The sequence below is a fragment of the Westiellopsis prolifica IICB1 genome, from assembly GCF_004323185.1.
Classification (GTDB): Bacteria; Cyanobacteriota; Cyanobacteriia; order Cyanobacteriales; family Nostocaceae; genus Pelatocladus; species Pelatocladus prolificus_A.
Map to the genome: position 1 here is coordinate 1263227 of NZ_NAPS01000002.1, position 23444 is coordinate 1286670.

General features: G+C 40.8%; 22 protein-coding genes and 1 pseudogene. 6 read left to right on the forward strand and 17 right to left on the reverse strand.

Annotation, left to right across the window (positions count from 1 at the left end; translation table 11 throughout):
• Positions 1-64 precede the first annotated feature (64 nt).
• Positions 65-583, forward strand: a complete 519-nt coding sequence (locus B4U84_RS19735; RefSeq protein ID WP_131120229.1) for a pentapeptide repeat-containing protein — start codon at positions 65-67, stop codon at positions 581-583.
• Between the two features lie 16 nt (positions 584-599).
• Positions 600-1028, forward strand: a complete 429-nt coding sequence (locus B4U84_RS19740; RefSeq protein ID WP_278248355.1) for a pentapeptide repeat-containing protein — start codon at positions 600-602, stop codon at positions 1026-1028.
• 102 nt (positions 1029-1130) lie between these two features.
• Here the strand turns inward: B4U84_RS19740 and B4U84_RS19745 are convergent, their stop codons facing one another.
• The 6 genes from B4U84_RS19745 to B4U84_RS19770 form a co-directional block, all read right to left on the reverse strand.
• Positions 1131-1436, reverse strand: a complete 306-nt coding sequence (locus tag B4U84_RS19745) for a type II toxin-antitoxin system RelE/ParE family toxin (RefSeq protein ID WP_131120233.1) — start codon at positions 1434-1436, stop codon at positions 1131-1133.
• On the reverse strand, positions 1433-1687 hold the full coding sequence (locus tag B4U84_RS19750) for a type II toxin-antitoxin system ParD family antitoxin (protein ID WP_131120235.1): 255 nt from the start codon (positions 1685-1687) through the stop codon (positions 1433-1435). The genes B4U84_RS19745 and B4U84_RS19750 overlap by 4 nt, the downstream gene beginning before the upstream one ends.
• Positions 1688-1691: 4 nt before the next feature.
• Positions 1692-1844, reverse strand: coding sequence for a PIN domain-containing protein (locus B4U84_RS32140; RefSeq protein ID WP_510650807.1), 153 nt, complete (start codon positions 1842-1844; stop codon positions 1692-1694).
• A complete protein-coding gene (locus B4U84_RS19760; protein WP_096678957.1) occupies positions 1844-2071 on the reverse strand; it encodes a hypothetical protein in 228 nt (75 codons plus the stop codon). Before B4U84_RS19760 ends, B4U84_RS32140 begins: the two co-directional genes overlap by 1 nt.
• 249 nt (positions 2072-2320) lie before the next feature.
• Positions 2321-2812, reverse strand: coding sequence for a PIN domain-containing protein (locus B4U84_RS19765; protein ID WP_131120237.1), 492 nt, complete (start codon positions 2810-2812; stop codon positions 2321-2323).
• Positions 2813-2817: 5 nt separating this feature from the next.
• A complete protein-coding gene (locus tag B4U84_RS19770) occupies positions 2818-3057 on the reverse strand; it encodes a hypothetical protein (protein WP_017310862.1) in 240 nt (79 codons plus the stop codon).
• 182 nt (positions 3058-3239) lie between these two features.
• Between B4U84_RS19770 and B4U84_RS19775 the strand changes: the two genes are divergently transcribed.
• Entirely contained in the window at positions 3240-4466 is a 1227-nt protein-coding gene (locus tag B4U84_RS19775; protein ID WP_131120238.1) for an LL-diaminopimelate aminotransferase, read from the forward strand.
• Between the two features lie 180 nt (positions 4467-4646).
• Here the strand turns inward: B4U84_RS19775 and B4U84_RS19780 are convergent, their stop codons facing one another.
• Positions 4647-5930 carry an aspartate aminotransferase family protein gene (locus B4U84_RS19780; protein ID WP_131120240.1) on the reverse strand — a complete coding sequence of 428 codons (1284 nt, stop codon included), beginning with the start codon at positions 5928-5930 and terminating at the stop codon, positions 4647-4649.
• 140 nt (positions 5931-6070) lie between these two features.
• Here B4U84_RS19780 and B4U84_RS19785 point away from each other — a divergent pair, with 140 nt between their 5' ends.
• Positions 6071-7135, forward strand: coding sequence for a potassium channel family protein (locus B4U84_RS19785; RefSeq protein WP_017310865.1), 1065 nt, complete (start codon positions 6071-6073; stop codon positions 7133-7135).
• A gap of 80 nt (positions 7136-7215) precedes the next feature.
• Here B4U84_RS19785 and B4U84_RS19790 read toward each other — a convergent pair whose 3' ends face one another.
• From B4U84_RS19790 to pyrG, 4 genes are all read right to left on the reverse strand, one after another.
• Positions 7216-7770, reverse strand: a complete 555-nt coding sequence (locus B4U84_RS19790; protein ID WP_017310866.1) for a methylmalonic aciduria and homocystinuria type D protein — start codon at positions 7768-7770, stop codon at positions 7216-7218.
• Between the two features lie 425 nt (positions 7771-8195).
• Entirely contained in the window at positions 8196-8402 is a 207-nt protein-coding gene (locus B4U84_RS19795; protein ID WP_017310868.1) for a hypothetical protein, read from the reverse strand.
• A 210-nt stretch (positions 8403-8612) separates the two neighbouring features.
• A complete protein-coding gene (gene devC, locus B4U84_RS19800) occupies positions 8613-9779 on the reverse strand; it encodes an ABC transporter permease DevC (RefSeq protein ID WP_131120243.1) in 1167 nt (388 codons plus the stop codon).
• Between the two features lie 496 nt (positions 9780-10275).
• Positions 10276-11913 carry a CTP synthase gene (pyrG, locus tag B4U84_RS19805; RefSeq protein WP_131120245.1) on the reverse strand — a complete coding sequence of 546 codons (1638 nt, stop codon included), beginning with the start codon at positions 11911-11913 and terminating at the stop codon, positions 10276-10278.
• A gap of 123 nt (positions 11914-12036) precedes the next feature.
• Between pyrG and B4U84_RS19810 the strand changes: the two genes are divergently transcribed.
• Complete coding sequence (locus B4U84_RS19810; protein ID WP_131120247.1) at positions 12037-13851, forward strand: N-acetylmuramoyl-L-alanine amidase; 1815 nt, start codon at positions 12037-12039, stop codon at positions 13849-13851.
• A gap of 986 nt (positions 13852-14837) precedes the next feature.
• On the forward strand, positions 14838-15614 hold the full coding sequence (locus B4U84_RS19815) for an SDR family NAD(P)-dependent oxidoreductase (protein ID WP_131120249.1): 777 nt from the start codon (positions 14838-14840) through the stop codon (positions 15612-15614).
• A gap of 443 nt (positions 15615-16057) precedes the next feature.
• Here the strand turns inward: B4U84_RS19815 and B4U84_RS19820 are convergent, their stop codons facing one another.
• The 6 genes and pseudogenes from B4U84_RS19820 to B4U84_RS19845 form a co-directional block, all read right to left on the reverse strand.
• Positions 16058-16837, reverse strand: a complete 780-nt coding sequence (locus tag B4U84_RS19820; RefSeq protein WP_017310873.1) for a photosystem II electron transport protein, Sll1252 family — start codon at positions 16835-16837, stop codon at positions 16058-16060.
• A gap of 68 nt (positions 16838-16905) precedes the next feature.
• A complete protein-coding gene (locus B4U84_RS19825; RefSeq protein WP_017310874.1) occupies positions 16906-17406 on the reverse strand; it encodes a hypothetical protein in 501 nt (166 codons plus the stop codon).
• Positions 17407-17487: 81 nt separating this feature from the next.
• A complete protein-coding gene (locus B4U84_RS19830; RefSeq protein ID WP_016859203.1) occupies positions 17488-17868 on the reverse strand; it encodes a hypothetical protein in 381 nt (126 codons plus the stop codon).
• A 445-nt stretch (positions 17869-18313) separates the two neighbouring features.
• Positions 18314-18817, reverse strand: a complete 504-nt coding sequence (locus B4U84_RS19835; protein ID WP_017310875.1) for a hypothetical protein — start codon at positions 18815-18817, stop codon at positions 18314-18316.
• Between the two features lie 220 nt (positions 18818-19037).
• Positions 19038-22841: a tetratricopeptide repeat protein gene (locus tag B4U84_RS19840; protein WP_131120250.1), complete on the reverse strand. Its 3804-nt coding sequence runs from the start codon at positions 22839-22841 to the stop codon at positions 19038-19040.
• 414 nt (positions 22842-23255) lie between these two features.
• A pseudogene (locus B4U84_RS19845) lies at positions 23256-23444 on the reverse strand (hypothetical protein); the annotation flags it as partial.

The window sequence follows — 23444 nt, forward strand, 5'->3', positions numbered from 1 at the left end:
TGGTTATTGGTCATTGGTCATTGGTCTGTGAGTTATTTACTAAATTGTGATTGGAGAATTATCAATGAAGCGTCATTTTATAGCTTGGTTACAGTCTGTTTTATGTGTTGTGCTATTTATTTGTTTCACAGGGTTGTTGTCAATTTTAAATACTCCTGCTGTTTTGGCGCAGGAAAACACGGTTAACTATACACTTTCTGACTTACGAAATCGAGATTTTGCTCATCAAGATTTACATGGAACGTCTTTTGCTGGTGCTGAAATGCAGCGAGCAAATTTTCAGGGAGCAAATTTGAGTGGAACTATTCTAACTAAGGGGTCATTTTTACAAGCTGATTTGAGTGATACTAATTTAGCAGAAGCATTTGCTGACCGCGTGATTTTTAATAAAGCTAATTTAACTAATGCTATTTTTACTGATGCGATGCTTGCTAGTAGTCGCTTTTTTGAGGCGGATATTACAGGTGCAGATTTTTCCGGTGCAATTGTTGATGCTTACCAAGTAAAATTAATGTGCGATCGCGCTGATGGTATTAATCCGGTGACTGGTGTTTCAACCCGCGAAAGTTTGGGATGTCGGTGAATTTTAGATTGATAATATCTCAAAGTTCTACAAGCGTTGGCGAAGCCTCTCTGAAAGAGACTCGCTCAATGCATCTAATCTTCAAAGATGGTGTACTAACCTCACTTCTGCCATCCTTAGTGATGCCATGCTCAACGGTACTAACTTCAGCAATGCTAAACTTAGCAGTGCCAAACTCAAGAGTGCTGATCTTAGTGATGCTGACTTTAGCCGTGCTAACCTCAGCCGTGCCGACTTCAGTAATACCAAGCTCGCTTTTACTACTTTCAATAGTGCTAACCTCAATCGTGTTAACTTCGGTGGTGCAGATTTAGACAGTGCTGACTTCAGTGGTGCCAAAAACCTAACTCCTGAGCAAGTTAAATCTGCTAAAAATTGGGATAAGGCGAAATACGACAAGGATTTTCGTGCCAAACTTGGTTTACCACCGGAAAAGGCGAAGTGAATCAGTTAACAGTTAACAGTTATCAGTAAATCTTCATCACATTTTTGGATTATTCTTAGATATAACGAAGCTGGTTTTTCATCTCATCAGCTGTGACTTGATTCAGTCATCATCTGATTCTGAAAATAAAGATTCTAAATCCCGATAACCGCTGACAACGCGAGCTATATCAATTCCATCTTCTCTGGAAGAGTAAAAAATAATATAGTCATCTACAATAAACCCCCGCAAGCCATGAGCCAGATGATCATAGCTTTTTCCCATGTTTGGAAAGCCTGCCACCAGTTTACATTTTTGACGAATAGTGTCAAAAAGCTTACTAGCTGCACGGGGATTACTCCGAGCAATATACTCACAAATTTCATCTAAGTCTTGAACAGCTGCATCGGAAAAAGAGTAATTGCTCATGCTCCAGATTCAGCAATTTTATTCATCTTTTCTTGCAGTCTGGCAAAGACTATCTCGCCATCCGTTACCTGTCCTCTAGCAATTTGTTCAGTTCCCACGGCAATTTTCTGACGCAGTTCTTCTAGGCGATGCTCCCTTTCCTCAAGTAGTTTAAATGCTGCACTAATCACCTCTTGGGCGTTGGCATATTTCCCTGTTTCAATTTGGGATTGAATAAACTGCTCATCTTCAGGCTTCAGCGAAATATTCATCGGCTTAAAACCTCTGTTCCCTTTTTCTGTAAGCTGTCACATATCCAACCACTTGCCCAGAATCAATTGTATTAAACAAAGCTTCCGCGTCTTGCACAAATGGCTCTCGATCTAGCAAGTAATCTAAAAGAATATTAGTGTCAATCAGAACTCTCACTAAAGATACTTCTCCACCCGACGTTCTTCTAACATCACTTCTACCTGTTCATCGGTCGGCGCTGGCTGGTCGGTCTTCAATAAACCTTTCATTTGCTTGATAATTTGCGTCCGTTCGGGTTGTTGACTTTGAGTATCTTGTAAGGATTCGACGATCGCACGGATGAGTTCAAGGCGATCGCTTGCAGACAACTGACGAGCTTCCTCTTTAAGCTTCTGTAGGGTCATAGGAATTACTCCAACAAACATGGTAGGTTTTAAACTGGTTAATCAGGCTACTGACTGGGTATGTTTATATAGCAATCCTAAATCATAAGCCCTTTGGGCAGGCTGCGCCAACGTGAGAGGCAAGATCCCCGATTTCTGCGAAGTCGGAGATCTGGGACAACTCAATTAGAATTTCTATAGGATAATATCTCAAGGATAATATCTCAAATTCCTACAAGCGTTGGCGAAGCCTCTCTGAAAGAGACTCGCTTAAAGCATCCAATCTTCAAAGATGACATCAAAAAGCGATCGCTTAACTCTGAAATTAATAGCCATGATGTCTTGATACAATTGCTCTAGGCTACTAATGGTAATTTTGCCATCTGCCTGAAGTTTCTTGATTACTGCTAAAGTTCCCTTAACATTCAGTCCCAGTCGATTTGCTTCTTTTCTCGCTGCAAAGTCATCTAAAATTATGTAGTCTGTCTGTAATTCAATACCTAAAGCAATGGCTTCTGATTCTCCTCTTCCCAGTCGCATAGTTAGACTATTGGCTAAGGAAGTTAATTGAATTGCTTTGACGCAAATTTTATCAGAATCAATCAACGCTCTCACATGTTGACAAGGCTCATCAAATTTCGCACTGATTTCTTCAGCAACAAATTTCGGTAAGTAAAAATCATCTGGAGAATCAACAAAACAATCCAGAAATCCCAGACGTGATAAAAAAATTAATGGAGAAGAATTAAAAACAACCTTCACAGCGTTTACCAATTCTTCTCAAGTGCGATATCCTGTGGAGTCAAGTAGGAAAACTCAAGCCCCATCAAATCTAATAGCTGCATAAATACATCAGGCTCTAACTCCATAATCTCTGCGGCTTTTTTCAAGCTAATGACTCTGGAGAATAACGCCCCTAGCACAAACAAAAATGTTTCTTTCTGTTCAATATTATTAAAAAGTTGAATTTCTGAAGCAACGCTTCTTAAAACTTCCTTGCTAGTCATGAGTTTTCAAGCTACTGACTGGGTATGTTTATAGGATAATATCTCAAATTCCTACTAAAATCCATAGACGCCCCTTGGGCGGCTTCAAGGTAGAGTAATCCAAAATCCAAAATAGATTCACCCAAGATATCACACATGGCAGTAAGCTGTTTTATTTAGAGCATTTATAAAAATTTACAACTATGGCAACGATTAACGACAACTACCTCAAGCTGAAAGCTGGTTATCTGTTTCCGGAAATTGCCCGCCGGGTCAACGCTTTTGCAGAAGCTAACCCAGATGCCAAAATTATTCGGTTGGGTATTGGTGATGTCACCGAACCATTGCCAGAAGCTTGTCGGACTGCGATGATTAAAGCAGTAGAAGAAATGGGCGATCGCGCTACTTTCAAAGGCTATGGTCCAGAACAAGGTTACGCTTGGCTACGAGAGAAAATAGCTCAATCCGACTTCCAAGCACGGGGATGTGAGATTGATGCATCGGAAATATTTATCTCTGATGGCTCTAAATGTGATACTGGTAACATTCTTGATATATTTGGCAAAGACAATACTATTGCCGTCACAGACCCCGTTTACCCCGTATACGTAGATACTAACGTCATGGCGGGAAATACAGGCAGCGCCAACGATAAAGGTGAATTTGAGGGTTTAGTTTATCTGCCAATCACCGCCGAAAACAACTTCACTGCTACCATTCCCTCGCAAAAAGTTGATTTAATTTACCTCTGCTTCCCCAATAATCCCACCGGCGCAGTTGCGACCAAAGAACATCTTCAAGCTTGGGTGGAGTATGCGAGGGCAAATGGCTCGATCATTTTCTTTGATGCTGCTTACGAAGCTTATATTACTGATCCAGAGATTCCCCACTCCATCTATGAAATTGCAGGTGCAAGAGAGTGTGCGATCGAATTTCGCTCTTTCTCTAAAAATGCCGGTTTTACTGGTACACGCTGTGCTTTGACAGTAGTACCCAAGACACTCACAGCCAAAGCCGCAGATGGTTCTAATGTGGAACTCTGGAAACTCTGGAACCGCCGCCAGTCTACCAAGTTCAATGGCGTATCCTACATCGTCCAACGTGGGGCTGAAGCAGTTTATTCGGAAGATGGGCAAGCGCAAACCAAAGCGTTAATTAGTTTTTACCTGGAAAATGCCAAAATTATCCGTGAGCAACTCATAGCCGCAGGATTAGCAGTCTACGGTGGTGTAAATGCACCTTACGTCTGGGTGAAAACACCGAATGCTCTTTCCAGTTGGGACTTCTTCGACAAATTGCTGCACACCTGCAATGTTGTGGGTACACCGGGTTCTGGCTTTGGTGCAGCAGGTGAAGGCTATTTCCGCATTTCGGCGTTTAACAGTCGCGAGAATGTGGAAGAAGCGATGAAGCGGATTACATCCATTTAACTTGACCGAAAAAAGTGACCAAGCCCCGTTGGGGCGGGTTTAGGGGTGTGGGGTGTAGGGGAAAGAACTAGCCCCAACAACCTTTGGGATACAAGCCGCGTCTTTTTAAGAAGCTCGCGCCCAAGGGAGCTTGAACTCCCTTGGGCGCTGTTTTCCCTACACCCTTATTCCCCCACACCGCTAGTTTTTGACAGTCGCCATTGCTTTGTCAACAATTTGCAGTGCTGTATTTACTTCTTTTTCACTCACAATCAAGGGTGGTACAAACCGGATGACTTTGGGACCGGCTGGTACAAGTAATAAACCCTCGTTAATTGCAGCTTTGACGATATCACCGGCGGTAAGTTCAATGTCTGCTGTTAATTCCATACCATTGATCAAACCCCAGCCGCGTACATCTACGATGTGATTGGGGTATTTGCTGGCGATCGCTCTTAAGCCACCTCTGAGCTGTTCACCCCGTTGTTGGACGTTCTGTAAAATATTCTCTTTTTCCAAAGTCTGACAAACAGCCAAAGCCACACCACAAACAAAAGGATTACCACCAAAGGTGCTAGCATGTTCACCTGGTGCGAAGACGTCGCAGAATTTTTTGCTCATCATTGCACCGATGGGGATACCACCACCCAAACCTTTAGCACTAGTAAAGATGTCTGGTTCTACCCCTAGATATTCGTAACCCCACAATTTGCCACTGCGCCCCATTCCAACTTGCACTTCATCGAAAATCAGTAGCACGCCCGTCTCATCACAAATTTGCCGTAATTTTTGGAAGTAGGCTACATCCCCCGGACGAACCCCGCCTTCTCCCTGTAATGGTTCAATCAAAATTGCTGCAACGCGGTAATCACCTTCATCCAACTCGCTAATTGCCGCTTCTACCGCTGAAATATCATTGTAAGGTACGTAGTGGAATCCAGGTACTAGGGGATCGAAATTTTTTTGATACTTTGGCTGCCCTGTGGCAGTAATAGTTGCTAACGTCCGTCCGTGGAAACTGGAGTGAGTAGTGATAATAATTGGACGTTCGATTTGCAACTCTGTGTGAGCGTATTTACGCGCCAGCTTAATTGCAGCTTCGTTTGCTTCTGCCCCTGAATTGCAGAAAAATACGCGATCGGCACAGGAATGGTCAACGAGCCATTTTGCCAACTCTCCCTGTTCGGGAATGTAGTATAAATTAGAAACGTGATGCAGTTTTTGAATCTGCCGTGTCACCGCCTCTACCATGGCTGGGTGAGCATGTCCCAAGGTGCAAGTAGCAATCCCTGCTACAAAATCGAGATATTCTCGTCCTTGGGTATCCCAAACGCGACAGCCTGCACCCCGCTCTAAAGCGAGGGGAAACCGCCCATAGGTAGACATAACAGCCGCATCAAAACTATCAGCATCAAAGGTGGTAGATGATGCAGTACCTGACTCTGGAGTAATGGGGTGTTGTTGAATTAGAGTTTCTAGGCTCACCTGTTTGGCTCCCTAAATTCTTTATTATAGGGTGATTAACTGGTCTGATAGAAATCCGTCAAAATTTCTTATCCTTCCTAATATTTCATCTTAAGCTGACACTCGGTTATCCTCAAAACGAGTGGCGATGGTGAATAATTGTGTACTCAAATCTGGAACAAAAATATCAACGCATCCAAAAAGAGTTAATGTTAGGAGCGATCGCTCTGGCTGGTGTCTTTTTGATTGGTACTTTATGGTACGCCCTAGTAGAACGCTGGTCATGGGAAGATGCAGCATATATGACAGTCATTACCTTAGCTACCGTTGGTTATGGTGAAACCCATCCACTAGGAGACAGAGGACGACTATTTACCATCGCCTTAATTTTAATGGGTGTAATTACTATTGGTTATATAGTTAATAGATTTACAGAAGCAATTATTCAAGGCTACTTTCAAGAAGGAATTCGATTTCGGCAGGTGCGGCGGGCAATGGAATCTTTATCAGGGCATTATATCATCTGTGGATTCAGTCGGACTGGTCGGCAAATTGCGATAGAATTTCAAGCAGAAGGCGTCTCTTTTGTGATTATTGATTCTGATGCCGAATCTGTAAGAAAAGCGCAGGAACAAGGTTACACTATATACCAAGGTGATGCCACCCTAGATGAAACTTTATTGAGAGTAGGCATTGAGAGAGCAGTTTGCATAGTTGCAGCCCTTCCTTCCGACGCAGAGAATTTATACACAGTACTTTCCGCTAAATATTTGAATCCAAGCATTCGGGCGATCGCCAGAGCCAGTACAGAAGAAGCTTTGCAAAAGTTGCAACGCGCGGGTGCAGATAGTGTAATTTCTCCTTATATTACTGGTGGTAAAAGAATGGCTTCTGCTGCTCTTAGACCTCAAGTTATGGACTTTGTAGATGGAATTATCTCAGGTACAGACCGACAATTATACATGGAAGAATTTTTGCTTGACCCCAAAGTGTGTCCTATGGTAGGACTGACTCTTGGACAAGCCAGATTACGAGCGCAAACAGGTGCATTGATACTCGCTGTCCGACGCAACGACGGCACTCTCATCGGTGGTCCCACTCCTGATACAGTATTTATGCCAGCAGATGTATTAATTGCTATGGGTACACCAGAACAACTACGCGCCCTCAATCAACTTCTTGGGCCAATTGGTTCTAAGCAGTTACGGAAACCAAAGAATAGTTGATCGGGGACGGGGATTGGGGACTAGGGAGACTAGGGGGACAAATAACAATTGACTATTGACTATTGACCATTGACCAATAACTAATCAATTTCTTTCCAACCATGCAAAGGGGCGATATTTTGAATTGCCTTTTTAGTGATAGCTGGGGGGGCTACTGAGAGTAAAATGCTAGGATAAACTGCCATGCCCCATCTAGGATGAACTAGGACACGGCATTTATTTTCTATAACTGGATAACCGAGTAAAGCTTTGACAACAGCTGTGTCATCGTGAGGAATTATCCCCGGATGAGAAAGTAAAGGGTAGCCTGTGCGGGGATCGATGAGGTCTGTCAAATAACCGCGATCGCGCAAATTAAAAGCCACATCTAAGCCAAACCTCATAAATTTTTCGCGTAATTTTTGTTTTTCCGCTTCAATTTCTGGCGTGCTTATTATCATTTCGTAGCTAGATTGTTGTAAAACAATCACCACCCACAAAAAAAGCTGATGTTTCCAATCAGGTAAGATCCGTTCGCAGTTGGCACAAATGTACTGACTCGGAGAATGAATAGAAATCTCAATCGCTTGTCCGCTTGTGCCAACCAAATTAATAGGATAGCCTGCAACAAAAGTGTTAAGCGTTGGATAGTTCACTTATCTTATTTTGTTTTTTTCAAGTTTTTTAATCTTTCCTTTGTATAGATGATAACTCTGAAAGTTTCAAAAAAATCATCAAATATATTAAAAGAATAGTTGTCTTTGCAGCTTTTATTAATTATTTATTATTTCTTAATCTTGTGGTGATATTTTCTTAACCTCTGAGCAAGATGGCTATACTATTTTGGATTTTGGATTACTCTACCTTGAAGCCGCCCAAGGGGCGTCTATGGATTTTGGATTTTGCGAAAAGTTTGAGCGGAGGTTTCCTCCGATCAAAGCTTTTAAAGACGGATTTTGGATTTTGGATTGGGAAACTTTTTGTGCATAAAAGTTCTATGAATCTATCTGTCGCATTCTTTTTTTAAATTGGTGTTAGTGGTTATTAGACACCACTAATACCATTTCATGTCTATTGACAATTAATTTAGTTTCAAAGCATTGACTGGAACTTGATCCCAGGAATTAACTGTCCGTAACTGTGCTACCCAACCTGCTATTTTTTGTGTTTCAGTCAAGTTTTTCTTAAAAGACTCATGACACTCTTGAGCTTGGGACTCATTACAGCAGGCTATACAGGCATAAATCAAGCCAGATGGATCAATTTGCTCATTCACCCAAATAGTCATGCTCTATTCCCTCAAAAAGTCAAGTGAAAAAATAATACGTTATTTTAGGGTACTCTCTTTAACACTCCCCTGGCTACTTCGTTGAGTGAGGGGTCTTTACATCCCAGGAGAAGCAGGGAGTGTCGGAAGTGTGGGAAGAATTATTTGACAAGTCTCTTCCCAATGACCAATGACCAATGACAAATGACAAATGCCCAATGACAAACTACTTTAAAATACATCAGCAGGATCAACAGAATTTAATTTTCGCATTGTGGTAACTGCTGAAATCATACACATAGTTACAGTTAAAAAAAATACAGTAACGCCGCGTTCGATAGTCATAAAAATCGGCAGCATAGTAGCATTAGCAGCTACCAGATACAGTCCTAATGAAACAAGAAATCCTGGTACGTAACCCAATACAGCTAGGAGTAAAGCTTCTTGAAGAAGGACTGCGATTAAATAGCGATCGCTATATCCAATTGCTTTAAGCATGGCATATTGCGGCAAGTGATCCGCAATATCGGCATAAATAATCTGATAAACAATCACAATACCGACAATAAAAGATACCATTACACCTAAACCAAAAACAAAACCTATGGGAGTTTTTTTTGCCCAATAAGCTTTTTCTAACTGAGCAAATTCTTCATTAGTAAGAATCATGACATCATCAAGTAAATCATTGATTAAACTTTGAGCTACTTGTTCTGGATCTGCATCTGGTTGTAACTTAATTAGACCAATCTCAATCTGTTCTGGATGATGATTGGAAAATAAATGCAAAAAAGTTGAATCACTGGTAATCAAATTTCCATATGCACCAAATGATGCACCCAAAGTAAATAAACCTACAACCCGGACGTTTACATCATTTAATTCAGTTTCTAGAATTGCTTGTTGTTGGAATAAAGTAGCGATGGGACCAAACTCTGGTAAAGAACCTTGATCAAACAACACCGTATTCAATTTTTGCAACTGACTGCGGTTTTGCTCAACTTCAGGAAATTTAAATGCAGTGGTTCTTGGGTCTGTGCCAAATACTAAAATAGTTTGCCAACGGCGTGTTTGGGGATTTCTCCATTTTCCGTAACCCATATAAAGCGGGCTTACCGACTCTACACCTTTAAATCCTAACGCCTGATATAATCGTTCCCTAGTAAAACTTTTGACTGAATATACACTTTTAAAATGGGAACTTACCATTACTAAATCTGTATCTAAACTTCTTTGTGGTGCCGTGGAACTACTAAATAATGAAGCTTCAAATCCCATTTGAGCGCAAATCATGATATTTGCAAAGGCAATACCTACTACCGCCACCACTAAACGAGTCTTCTGTTTAATTAGCTGTCGCCATGCTAGGAAGATTGTACGAAAATATTTGCGAAGCATTACCAGAGTCCTTGGGCAAGTCCTCTAATATATCTCTGGCAAAAGTGATTAAAAACCGGATAAAAGGCGATCGCTCTTCCTCATAAGACCATTTCACAAAAAATCTGATACAAATACAGACCCTGTACCAGACGGGATTAGGACCAGCCCTTTCAAGGTGGAGCAAAATTCTCAACAATCAACTCCTCTGTAAGCTCTTATCTCTGTGTTCTCTGTGCCTCTGCGGTTAAATAAATAACTTTTAAACCGCAGAGAACGCAGAGAGCGCAGAGAGGAAAAAAGAGATTTTATGAGTCACCTTGAAAGGGCTAGTCCTAGGGATATATCGCGTCTCTACAAAAAAATATGTTTCACTTGTAAAGGAAATTGGTATTATAGCGGTTCTCATTTGAATCAAATACAGTATTACAAACGGTGTAGAGACTAGCACCTGCTAGTCTCTACAATCTGTATTGCACACAAGCGAGAACCGCTATATATGTGGAACACCCACAACTCACGAAACTGGAACAGGGGTTTGTCTACCTTCGTAAGATTGAGAATGAGCGATCGCAGCTTCAATAAAGCCTTGAAATAGAGGATGGGGCGCACTGGGACGAGATTGAAACTCCGGATGGAATTGACAAGCTAAAAAGAAAGGATGATTAGGGAATTCTATCATTTCCACTAAACGTCCATCGGGAGAAGTGCCACTAATGACATAACCAGATTCTAAAAACAGGTTGCGGTAAGCATTATTAAATTCGTAACGATGGCGATGTCGTTCGTAAATCACTTCTTCTTGATAAAGACTAAAAGCTAAGGTATTCGGCACAACGCGACAAGGATACAAGCCCAGGCGCATTGTTCCGCCTAAGTCTACTACATCTTGCTGTTCTGGCAATAGGTTAATGACGGGATTTTCTGTATGAGGTTCAAATTCAGCACTATGAGCATCCGTAAATGATGCAGTATTTCTTGCCCATTCAATCACGGAACACTGCATTCCTAAACATAAACCCAAGAAAGGAATTTGATGAATGCGAGCATATTTGATGGCTTCAATTTTACCATCAACTCCACGTACACCAAAACCTCCGGGGACAATTACACCATCAACACTGGCTAAGTGATTCTCTGCTCCGTCTACTTCTAATTTTTCTGAGTCTACCCAACGTAAACGTAGTTCACCACTCATGGCGATCGCCCCATGACGCAATGCTTCAACTACAGAAAGATAAGCATCACTTAACTGTACATATTTACCAACTATGGCAATTTCGATGCGATGTTTCGGGCTATACAGTCTTTCTACCAAAGTTTGCCACTGAGCTAAATTAGGTTGGTGTTGCTCCATGTTCAGCAACTCTAGTGTTTGCTGTGCGAGTCCTTCCCGTTCTAAAATTAACGGTACTTCATAAATACTCTTGGCGTCGATCGCCGGAATTACACAAGCTGCGGGAACATCACAAAATTCGGATAATTTATATTTAAGTCCGGTTGGTAAGGCGCGATCGCATCGACAAATTAAAATATCTGGTTGGATACCAATTGATCGTAACTCTTTAACAGAATGCTGTGTCGGCTTAGTTTTCATTTCACCCGCCGAAGCAATCCAGGGAATCAAAGTAACGTGCATATATAACACGTTTTGTCGTCCCACATCCTTGCGGAATTGCCGAATTGCTTCTAAAAATGGCAGTGATTCGATATCTCCGACTGTACCGCCGATTTCTGTAATTACCACATCAGGATTAGTATCTTTGGCAACTCTTTCGATTCTTTCTTTGATTTCATTCGTGATGTGGGGGATCACCTGCACAGTACCACCATTGTAGTCACCGCGCCGCTCTCGATTAATGACTGCTTGGTAGATTGAGCCAGTAGTGACACTATTAAGACGGGACATCGAGGTATCAGTAAAGCGCTCGTAATGCCCTAAATCCAAGTCTGTTTCCGCACCATCTTGGGTAACAAACACTTCTCCATGTTGAAAAGGACTCATTGTTCCTGGATCAACATTAATATATGGATCGAGCTTGAGAATCGATACCGAATAATTTCGAGATTTGAGCAAACGTCCCAGGCTTGCTGCTACAATTCCCTTGCCGATACTGGAAACTACACCGCCGGTAACAAATACAAACTTAGTCATAACCCTTGTTTTCTAGTAACTTTAAACAGTTAACAGTTATCAGTGAACAGTTACCAACTGATAACTGATAACCTACAGACGCGATCTTCCTCGCGTCTCTACCTAACTGATATGTGAATCTTAATGAAATTTGGCGTGAAATCACTTATAGGATCTGTAATATTAGGCTTAATCGTCGCTTCCTCCGTCGTTGTCTTGGCACAACAGCCATCTTTCCAGGTTGTTTATCCCCCTTCAAAGCACCAAACAAGTGCCGATCGCATCTTTTTTCTTGGTACAGCCCCCACTTCCGGACAGGTTTTGATCAATGGTAAGACAATTAGGCGCAGTCAGTCTGGCCATTTTGCCCCTAGTTTACCTTTGCAGCCGGGAGAAAATACCTTTAGTATTAACTACCAAAATCAAGCCATCGAGATCCGGGTGACAAGGCTTTCCACTCAACCAGAAGTACCACAAGATTTAGCTTTTGCCAAAGATTCTTTGGCTCCAGCAGTTGACATTGCGAGACTTCCGGGTGAACTGATTTGTTTTAGCGCGATCGCTACTCCCAAAGCTAGTGTCTCTGTAAAATTAGGTAATCAAACAATTCCCCTGTCACCCCAACCCCAGCAAGCACAACTTCCTGGTAACTCAGCAGCACTGACAGGACGAAATCAACCTGCTGTTAACAATGGTGCAAGCAAATATGAGGGTTGCACTACAGCATTAGCTGATCACATCACTTCTGGTGCAGTCATTTCAGACAACACCAAAGAAATAGATTTGGGTAGACCTCAGTTTCAACTGACACATAATGGCAAAACAATCAATCAGGAAGGAACAGGAAAAATTACTATCCTCTCAAAAGCAAATTTGCCAGTTGTAGAAGTCACAGCTGATGCTGGTGTTGCTCGTACTGGTCCGAGTACAGATTATTCTCGACTGACACCGTTACCGAAAGGTACACGTGCAGCAGTCACAGCTAGGGAAGGAGAATGGTTACGCTTGGACTATGGCAGCTGGATCAACAGTAAAGAAACAACCATGATACCAGGGGCTATACCTCCACACTCAATCATTCGCAGTGTTGGTTATCGTCCACTACCTAACATGACCGAGATGGTTTTTCCTTTGCAAGTCCCCGTTCCCGTGAGTGTACAACAGAGCAATCAAACTTTCACCCTTAATCTCTACAATACCACTGCTCAAACCGATATTATTCGTTTAGATGATAACCCCCTAATTTCTCGCCTAGATTGGCAACAAATTAAGCCAGAGCAAGTACAATACACCTTTAACCTCAAAAAAAATCAACAATGGGGATATAAGCTCAGGTACGAAGGTACAAGCTTAGTATTGAGTTTGCGTCACTCTCCTATTTTAAAGAGTAAACAAAAACCTTTATCGGGAATCAAGATATTATTAGATCCGGGACACGGAGGGAAAGAACCGGGTGCGAGTGGTCCGAATGGATATTTAGAAAAAGATGTGAATTTAAAAGTATCGAAATTAGTGCGGGATGAATTAGTCAAACGTGGTGCAACAGTTGTGATGACGCGGGAAGATGACAAAGAAGTTTCGCTTCCTCAGCGCCAAGCAATTATTGATCAAGAACAACCCGCCATTTCTATTTCGATCCATTACAACTCTCTCCCCGATGATGGTGACGCTGAAAATACTAAAGGAGTCGCAACTTTTTGGTATCATCCCCAAGCGCACGACTTAGCAATATTTATGCAGAAGTATCTGGTTAAAACTAGAAAGCGCCCTTCCTACGGTGTATTTTGGGATAACTTAGCTTTGACACGTCCAGCGACTGCGCCATCTATATTATTAGAGTTGGGTTTTATGAGTAACCCCGATGAATTTGAATGGGTGACGGATGAGAAAGAACAGAAAAAATTAGCACGAGCGATCGCACAGGGGATTGTCAAGTGGTTTAGATCCCCGACTTTTTAAAAGATACAACTGGCAAGTTTAGATCCGCGACTTTTAAAAAAAAGTCGCGGATCTTCCACCAAATTTTCAAGAGCAAATTGATAATTGCGAGCCAGATCCCCGACTTTTTTAAAAAGTCGGGGATCTTGGTCTTCACCCCCAAGAATTTTATCTTTTAGTAGGCAAAAAGGCATTTTACCTTCTCGAAATGCCATTCTACCTTTTCAWWWYMSYAWWTYACSYWCTCAAAATGSCATTCTACCTTCTCARAATGCCATTCTACCTWCTCATTTCAGTAGAACACGCACTCGAAATGCCATTCTACCTTCTCATTTCGGTAAATCACGCACTYSAAAWRSYWKKMTAYYKYCWMATTTCGGTAAATCACGCACTAATTTCCATAAAATCAGCAAGCAAAGAGGTAAATAAATCGTCTATCTTGAGACTTTAAATATTAATTTTTGCAAAATATGTCAGCAAAATCTGGAAATGGAAATGTCTTTACAATTAACTTGCTTTATCATTTGGAATAATGGTGAGAGAGAAAAATTTGTTGGCAAAGATGCTCAAACAATAGCTCAAGCACTTGGGAAATTGAAAGATTAAGAGTAGAACCCAGGGGATACAGATAAAAAACTCTATCCCCTTCTAGATGGAATTTATCACCGTTTTTACGAAAATTATGAGCTTAATCCCGTAAAATCAATTTCAAAGTTCATAGCTTCAACCCATTAAAATAGGATTGCTATAAGCTGATGTGCGCTTAAATTAAATATTTTTGCGTTAGGACTGTCCAGGGTCAAGAGTCCAAAGTCTAACCTACTCTTTGACTCTGGACTGTTGACTTTTGACAACCTGATCGCAAAATATACAATTTAAATGGATAACAGCTTAGAGTGCTTGATTATTTTTTTGAGCTTTTTAACTTATGACTCTAGGCAGGTAAAACATTAAGCAATTATTGTTAATATATATATATTGACTAAAATTTATCTTTATTATTTCAAATGCCAACTGCTTTAATTACAGGAGCCTCCGGTGGTATTGGCAAAGCCTTTGCTGAGGAGCTAGCTGCACAAAATTATAATCTTGTTCTTGTTGCTCGTGCTGAGAATAAATTAAATGAATTAGCAAAGCAACTGAATCAAAAATTTCAAATTAAAGTTGATGTAATCGCGAAAGACTTAACAGAAATAGGTGCGACTAATTCCGTATTTGACTTTACTAAACAAAACGGATTGACGATAGATTTATTAATTAATAACGCTGGTTTTGGAGACTATGGAGATTTTGCCGAAACAGATGAAGAACGTCAAATTAAAATGATTCAACTCAATATTTTGGCATTAGTAGATTTAACCCATAAATATTTGCCTTTGATGCGAAAACGCCGTTCTGGCAGCATAATTAATATATCCTCAATCGCTGCATTTCAACCAATGCCATATCTATCTGTTTATTCTGCTAGCAAAGCTTTTGTTCGTAATTTCAGTCAAGCATTGTGGGCAGAAAATCGTCAATATGGTATCCGCGTCTTAGTTTCTTGTCCAGGCCCAACGGAAACTAACTTTTTTACAGAAGCAAAATTTCCGCCAACCCTAGCAAATAAAACTAATCAAATATCAACTTCAGAAGAAGTAGTACAAGAAACCCTCAAAGCATTAGAAAGAGGAGACTCTACCGTTGTGATTGGTGGTCTTTCTACTCACGTACTCACAAAAGTAGCTAATTTAGTTCCACGAGAAACCTTACTAAATCTTTTGGAAAAGCAGTTTAAAGCTTAAAAATGTTGATTGTTGGGAGGAATATCCCAAATATTCCAAAAATCCGCCTGCGCTTGAAATCACTCTTTGTGTCTTAGTGTCTTGGTGTTTCATATCAAGTTCGGATAATTTAGTTATACTTCCCACAGTCATTGCACCCCACCCCTTAATCCCCTCCCCGCACGCGGGGAGGGGAGGTTTTGGCGTTAGACAAAACCGGGGTGGGGTTCAGAGGGAATCATAAGTAATCAAGCGAACCTGATATCAAATATTGTTCTTTCAACACAAAGACACAAAGAAATTATCGTTTTCCAAATTTACACCTTGAAAGCGCTAAACAATAGACATCGACCGAATTTAACTGTGCGTTGGCCAAAATACTTGTAGAGACGTGAAATTACCCTGCGGGAACGCTAAAAGCGAACATGTCTCTACATTCTTTGTCGGAGATGTCTAATAACCAACTACATATAACGAGTTAGTTGGACACGATATCTGTCTTTTTTGGTAATCGCAATTTCCCCAACTTCCAAACGTCCTTTACCGCGAATAGCTATTAAATCACCGGTTTTGACTTGAGAACTAGATTGAGTGATTTCTTTCCAATTGACGCGCACATCACCGCCATCAATTAATTCCACCATTTTACTGCGGGACATGCCAAACCCGGCTGAGGCGATCGCATCCAATCTTAAGGAAGCTTCAACAGTAGTTAATTCTTTTTTCTTCGGTTCTCGGATTTTTAATTCACTTAAATCAATGCGTTGAGTTTTCACTGGAACTGAACGCACTTGTTTCAAGTTCATTTCTAAAAATTCCACCAATTCCGGTACAACGATCGCCTGCGCTCCTCGTTCGCCTAGTACAATAATATCCCCAGTTTTTTCGCGGATAATACCAGTTCCTAACATCGCGCCTAAAAAATCGCGGTGAGTCGCAGTATCAAATAGAAAATTACCAGCAATATCTAATGCTGCGATCGCCACTTGAGATACATCTAGAGGAAGTTCCGAACGTGCGATCGCAATTCTTTGACGTTCTGCTTGTGGATAACCTCCCCAAACCTGTAATTGCACCTCAGTTAACCGACTAAATATCCGTTGAACTTCCGCCAACTCTGGGGGAGAAACAAAATCTGTGAAGACAACTTCCCAAGTTTTAATCGCCTGTTCTGCTTGATCAATTACACGAGCAACAGTATCTCTATTTTCAACACCTTTTAAAAGTTCTTCTCTTGGTAGCATTATTTCATTTTGTTAATGATTGGTTGTTGGTGGTTAATTATTGGTGGTTTTAGCTCAACAACTAACAACTAAACCGACTCTTTATAACCTTGAATATTTTCTGGTTCAAACTGACGTAAAATCCTAGTTGCTTGACGGTGAACACTTTCAGTACCTTGCACCACTATTAAGTATTTACCTTCATTCAAGCGATTGCGGTAAGGTAAAGCATCGCCACTACCAGTAATTAATCCAACTCCACCACCAACAAATAGACTACCTAAAGCTCCACTCGCTGCTCCCAGCAATCCCCCTACAACATGATTACCAATTTCACCCGCCCAAGCAAAGGTATCTAACCCAGTGATCAGGCTGAAAGTTGCTCCTGCAAAAAATCCGAAGGGTATTAGCCAGAAAGCCATAAGTCTTGCTTGCTTTTGAGCGACTTCTTTGGGGTCAATTAAGCCAAACTCATCAGCACTTTTGTATCCCTTACCGAGAATAGTACCTTTTATGCCTTCTTTCTCTAAGGCTAAGTAAGCTGCTTCGGCTTGAATACGATCTGTTAATACGGCAATAAGGTAATTCATCTATATTTTAGCCCGGTGAGAATGTCAACAGGGTATCAGTAGAAGTAGGGGATCTTGAATCTGACGAAGGATTTAGAAATGCTATTCCAAAACTTCATCTAGTGGTTCACAAAAAGAGTTTACACCTTGTTTGAAGACATACATCAAAACTGGTGTTGCTAAAATTTGCGGAAATGTAGATATTGTTTTTATCTGTGCCATCAAGCTTTGGACTGAACCTTGGAGCAAATCTTCGCGAAATCCTTGCTCACAAATCACAGCGCGCCACTTTTTTGCCAAAGCATCTAACCATTCTGAATTACCTGTTTCTGGTTCTTGTCCAGCTCGAATAGCTAATGTCATTGCTGCATCTTCCAGATCGCCATCACAATCTTCAATTACGTCCAGTGCTTCCATCACTGTCGGGTATTCTGCTAGTTGAGAGCGAAACTGTGCTATTTCTTGCGCTGTGACTTTTGTCATAAAAACGTTTTTCCTAGCCGAGCAATTGACCACTCAGCTTATGTTATTCCAAATTTGACCGAAAATATTTATTCCGTAGCCCACTTGAAATAAATGTATTGATTGTTAGTGCTTAGGGAGGCGCATAGCCTAAGCTGATGTGCGCTTAGATTAAATATTCTTGCGTTAGGACTGTCCAGGGTCAACAGTCCAAAGTCCAAGCTAGTCTTTGACTCTGGACTGTTGACTTTTGACAACCTGATCGCAAAATATACAATTTAAATGCATAACAGCTTATTAGCAGCACAACACATTCAAGGACACTTGCAAGATCAGTTTTTCTGACTCACACGTGTCCATAATGTTTACGCTTAATCATTACTCAAAAGTCATTAATCTTACAGTTGAAAACACTCATTCCTTATGGTTGGGGAAAAGAGTGTAACGCTGGCATTATAACTAATGACTAATCAAAGTAAAACAGCGTCACTAATTTTCTATGTTCTTCCGCTTCTTGACAAGTTTGCAACAAAATACCACTGTCATGAAACGCAAAGCAAATTAACTGCTGGCAACGGGAGACAATCTCCTTATTGCACAGGTAACTAGCCTCTGCGAGAGACAGATGATCATTACTGGGATTTTCCACCAAATGCATAACTTGTTCTAGTTGCAGGCGGGATTCATAGGGCTGACGTTCCAAGCTTTGGGGTAGAATCACAGTTAACAATTTGGGATCACCCCGCATAGCTCCCTTGATCGCAGCTGAATTAGTTCCCGTTGCACCAGAGGTAATGATCTGATTCCCTGACAAAACCAGGGCAAAAGTCATCATCTCAATAAGATTTTGATGCGTAATCGGGACATGACGCGAACCCAATAAGGCGATTCGTTTAGAACCAGTTTGCTGGATCGTCGCCAGTTCTTGGGCTAATGTATCGACGTTAATAAGGTCTATTGACTGGCTCAAAGACGGACGGGATCTGAATTAAACAACCTAGATATTCTATCAGACTCAGAGGAAACTCAAAGCTGCTTTAAGTTATATGTTGTTTTAGGGGAACGCAAGGGAGTGTGGGAGGTGTGGGGAGTAATGTAGAGACGCGATTCATCGCGTCTGGGAGTGTGGGGAGACAAGGGGGACAAGGGAGAGAATAAACACCAAATGACCAACGACACTTGACAAATAACTATTCCAATTGACCTGTAATTTTAAATCCTGCCCAATAATAGGGATGATGATAAATTTTTGTGTCTGGTGCCATTTGACTTGTTCTGTATAGTTCCGATGCTAAATGAGTTTTGATTCTTAATCCCTCTGAAGGTATTTGTTCTAATAATTGTTCATACCATCGTGTTAGTTCACAAGCAGTTAGTTCCTTCAGCCATAGTATTGTTTCTGCCAAAGCGATCGCAGGTGATTTATTTTGCTTGATTCGTTGATAAAATTCTATAATCACCAATGTGTTGACTGGAGATTCTACATTCCAGAAATTAGTGAGTATATGAGGAATTCCCAAATTCAGCAAACCAGTAGGTAAACCAGTATATTCAGTAGTAATAGTTTGGAAACCAACAGAACTAGTTTCGATATTGCAGAAGCTAAGGAGTTTGTAGCTTGCTAATTGATTGATATCAAGTTCTGCAAGAGTTATTTTCCATTGATTAGCTAATACTAATTCCGATGCATATGGTTGACCATAATTCTCAATTATTTGCCCCATAAAATGAAAGATATTGTAATCCTTGAGTAGGCAATTTTTTACATACTCTTTAGTCGCTCGTGCTTCTGGAATACATTGGAAATGAGCAAATATTTGACTAATTACTTCAGTTTCAACTTTGGTAAATTTTTGTTTGGAATAACCTGTCGCTGATTCAACACATAACATCCGCTTTTCATCTGTTTTTTCTATAGGCTTTGCTTTTAAAGATAAACCCATCTGTGCGCTTGATAGGTAAGTGATTGTGAAATTAGATGACAAATTTTGTGATTTTTCCTCACCGAAACAATCTAGATAAAAAAGCGAATGAAGAGGTAATTTGTGTAAGTCACGGTGAGGAATCAAAATTAATTGGTTGACGTCTTCTAGTTCTTGGACAATCGCAGAAATATTAAGTATTTTTTTGAGTTGCAGCAACTTACGTTCAATATCTAAGTCCCAGGAATACTTATTTCGGTTTTGTTCTTCTTCACTGAGACTGAAAGATTCTTTATATTGTTGATACCATTGTTCCATCCAATCTTCAAATGCACTTAAACGTGCGACTGCTTCAGGCACAGGTAAATCATTAATTGAAGCAATGTTGAGTACAGGTGTAAAAATTGGAATTGGTTCAGGCGATTTATATTTAATTACAAAAGTGCGTAATGTACAAGGGCTAATATGCCAGTAAATTATTGCAGTGTTGGGATTAAGTAATTGATGAATTTCAGTGTAACTGGGTGAGGTAATTTGCGTCGATAAATCAGAAAATAGCCAGTTAAAACAAGCATTTTTACCATATTCGGCAATTTCCCAACCTTGTGCTAATTCCCCAAATTGTATGGCGATATCAACTGCTAATTGTCCTAAACCTGCAAATCTTAAAGCTAGTTGTTTTTTGTCTGCATCGGTGCGAGTAGGTTCATTTAACAGACTTTGCAATAAATAAATACCATGTTGTTGGTATTGGTGTGCTTGTTTTGTTTCTCCCAAAACAACTAGGGTTTTGATAAGATTTTGCAGAGTCTCCAAATGCAATACAGGAAAGACTTCTTCTGTGAGGGTAATCAGTGCATTTTCGTAAGCAGCAGCAGCTTCTAGCCAATAATGACGGGGTAGAGGATGTCTTTTACCCCGATCATAATGAGCATTACCGATCGCCAGACATAATCTACCCCAACCTTCAGGATGAGTGTTTGGATTAACATATCTCAACCCTTCTTGATAACTGGCCAATTTTCCTTCATAACCGCGTTCGTTGAGGGCATGATTATCGGCTGCGATGCTACTATAAACCTTTGACTGCCATTCCAGCATAATTGCATTTCCAGCAGCACTACCTCGACCTAGCCAAGCTTCCCAGTAGTCTGGTTGAATTTGTAAAGCGCTATCATAAGAAACTATCGCCTCTTCAAATTGTCCTAAATAAAATTGAGCTAAACCCCGGTTGTACCAAGCAAGGTAAAAATCGCTTTGTATTTCTATGGCTTTGTCGTAAGATGAAATCGCTTCTTGACGGCGTCCTAAATTGTCCAAGGCTACACCCCGGTTAAACCAGGTTAAATAAAAATCAGGATCAATTGCTATGGCTTTGTCCCAGGAGGCGATCGCTTCTTCCCATTTTCCTAAACCAGCTAAGATTACCCCTCGATCAATCCAAGCTTCATGGAAGTTGGGTTGAATTTGTGTACATCGATCATAGGCTGCGATCGCTTCTTCAATTTTGCCTAATTTTTCTTTGACACCACCCAACCCATACCAAGCTTGATAACATTCAGGGTTGATTTTAATTGCTTGATGATAATTGGCGATCGCGTCTTCCCAGTTACCAGCGTTAAATAGTGCTACGCCGAGCTTATACCAAGCCAAATCAAATTCAGGATAATATTCAAGGGCGTGATTGTAACAGGCGATCGCGTCGTAATTTTGTCCAGCTTCTGCTAATGCGGTTCCCCGCAAATACCAGCTTTCTGGATCTTGGGGTTGTATTTGTAATGAAGCATCAAAACTAGCAATGGCTTCGGATAAATTCCCTAGCTTTAACTGTACCAAGCCTCGTGCAGACCAAGCTTCTTGGTAGTCACTTTTCAATTTTAAAGCTTGATCAAATGAGGCGATCGCTTCGGTAAAATTTCCTAATTCACTTAAGGCTGCACCTCTGTTGTACCAGCCTTTGTAAAAATCAGCTTTTATCTGAATTGCTTGATCATAGGAGGCGATCGCTTCGGTAAAATTTCCTAAATAAAATAATGTTAAACCCCGGTTAAACCAATATTCATAAGCATTAGGATTTAATTCTAAGCTTTTATTATAGTACTTGAGCGCTCCTTGCAAGTCACCTATTTTAGCTTGTTGCAGACCTTCGTAAAACCATCCTTCTGCTTGGACACTATTTCCATTTGCTTCATCGCTAAGTGCTTCAATAATTGCATGAGTGTCGTTGGTTTGAATTCCCAATCCCACAGCTAACTGTTGTACTAAATTAGTACTCTGCTCTAACCTCACCAACAAATCATCTAGTGAAGTGTCTACTATTGGCGGTGAATTTTTCCAAGATTCATCAACTGCTGTGACTGCGAGACTTTCTCTGACCCAAGTTTCTTCCTCAAAGTCTTGCCAAGCAGTATCCTCTTTTACTATATCTAAGGGCGGAACAAAATTACTTGGTGTTATGCTTGCTACATTATCTTCCTGATACTCCCACAACAGTTCTCCTAGATTGCGTATCAAATCTATCCCTGGAGTCTCCGGAACAAGTTTAGGTACAGTGTTTTCCTCATCTTGATTTGGTAGATTTGAGGTCAACTCTAGTTGTGGTAAGGAAACAGGTGTAGGTGCGGGGGCTGGGATTTCCAATTCTTCTACATGAGTTTGCCAATATTGTCCACCTAGATTGCGTGTTAATAGGCGTGTACCTATATCATAGGCAAGATCTCCGATCATTCCAATTCTCAATTCACCTAATTGCACCATTCTTTCTGCTATGTGGTTATTTGGTGCGGGTGAGGTGAGTAATTTCTCGCCAAAATTTAACAGCCACTCTATCCAGCGCTCTGTACTGATGCGGTGTTCCATCCGTTGCAGATATTTGATCGCCCAGTACTGTCCTCGCGCCTGATACACACCTTCCAGCAATTGAGTAAACAAAAATTCTAGATCCGCGTTTGTTAGTTCTGGTAGCTGCTGTACCACCTGATATCCTGCCATAGCTTTACTACCAGCAGTCTGCTTTCTGCCATAGGGATACTTCCATAACTTTTTAACCCACTGTAATAGCCACTTGAGCATTTCGGAAACTCTTAGGTGATTTTCATATAGATTTTAGCGATCGATGTTTAAAAAAACTCATCAATTACGTAAAAACCCGTTAGATTTTTCACAGAGAAAAATTGTAAAAATGTAACCAAAATATCTCACTAATTCTACAGTAAGATACTGGTCTAAAATTTATAGCTATTCCCTCAGTGAAGGTCAAGTCCATAGTATACATAATTCTCAGTGAAAATCTGACTTGGGAATAAGGGAGACAAGGGGGACAAGGGAGAGAAGGGAAGGGGGACAAGGAGGACAAGGAGGACAAGGGGGACAAGGGAAAGGAGACATATCAATACTCCTCGGATAAGACAAATCAATTGACATTTAAATCCTGTAGAGACGCGATATATCGCGTCTCTACAACCCCAAAATTATGACGAAAAATCCTTAACCGAGCAGTATTTGGAGACATATCATTTCGACGAACCCAAAAATGATTTCGGCTAACTCAAAAATGATTTCGACGAACCCAAAAATGATTTCGGCTAACCCAAAAATGATTTCGGCTAACCCAAAAATGATTTCGGCTAACCCAAAAATGATTTCGGCTAACCCAGAAATTATTTCGACTTTGGA

What these genes read in the sequence shown, in the direction of transcription:
- B4U84_RS19830 (WP_016859203.1), bottom strand. Translation starts at nt 17,868, where the DNA reads ATGACAAAAGTCACAGCGCAAGAAATAGCACAGTTTCGCTCTCAACTA.
- B4U84_RS19795 (WP_017310868.1), bottom strand. Translation starts at nt 8,402, where the DNA reads ATGACTATTTGGGTGAATGAGCAAATTGATCCATCTGGCTTGATTTAT.
- B4U84_RS19770 (WP_017310862.1), bottom strand. Translation starts at nt 3,057, where the DNA reads ATGACTAGCAAGGAAGTTTTAAGAAGCGTTGCTTCAGAAATTCAACTT.
- B4U84_RS19750 (WP_131120235.1), bottom strand. Translation starts at nt 1,687, where the DNA reads ATGAATATTTCGCTGAAGCCTGAAGATGAGCAGTTTATTCAATCCCAA.
- B4U84_RS19810 (WP_131120247.1), top strand. Translation starts at nt 12,037, where the DNA reads ATGAAATTTGGCGTGAAATCACTTATAGGATCTGTAATATTAGGCTTA.
- pyrG (WP_131120245.1), bottom strand. Translation starts at nt 11,913, where the DNA reads ATGACTAAGTTTGTATTTGTTACCGGCGGTGTAGTTTCCAGTATCGGC.
- B4U84_RS19735 (WP_131120229.1), top strand. Translation starts at nt 65, where the DNA reads ATGAAGCGTCATTTTATAGCTTGGTTACAGTCTGTTTTATGTGTTGTG.
- B4U84_RS19745 (WP_131120233.1), bottom strand. Translation starts at nt 1,436, where the DNA reads ATGAGCAATTACTCTTTTTCCGATGCAGCTGTTCAAGACTTAGATGAA.
- B4U84_RS19825 (WP_017310874.1), bottom strand. Translation starts at nt 17,406, where the DNA reads ATGAATTACCTTATTGCCGTATTAACAGATCGTATTCAAGCCGAAGCA.
- B4U84_RS19815 (WP_131120249.1), top strand. Translation starts at nt 14,838, where the DNA reads ATGCCAACTGCTTTAATTACAGGAGCCTCCGGTGGTATTGGCAAAGCC.
- B4U84_RS19760 (WP_096678957.1), bottom strand. Translation starts at nt 2,071, where the DNA reads ATGACCCTACAGAAGCTTAAAGAGGAAGCTCGTCAGTTGTCTGCAAGC.
- B4U84_RS19820 (WP_017310873.1), bottom strand. Translation starts at nt 16,837, where the DNA reads ATGCTACCAAGAGAAGAACTTTTAAAAGGTGTTGAAAATAGAGATACT.
- devC (WP_131120243.1), bottom strand. Translation starts at nt 9,779, where the DNA reads ATGCTTCGCAAATATTTTCGTACAATCTTCCTAGCATGGCGACAGCTA.
- B4U84_RS19775 (WP_131120238.1), top strand. Translation starts at nt 3,240, where the DNA reads ATGGCAACGATTAACGACAACTACCTCAAGCTGAAAGCTGGTTATCTG.
- B4U84_RS19840 (WP_131120250.1), bottom strand. Translation starts at nt 22,841, where the DNA reads ATGCTCAAGTGGCTATTACAGTGGGTTAAAAAGTTATGGAAGTATCCC.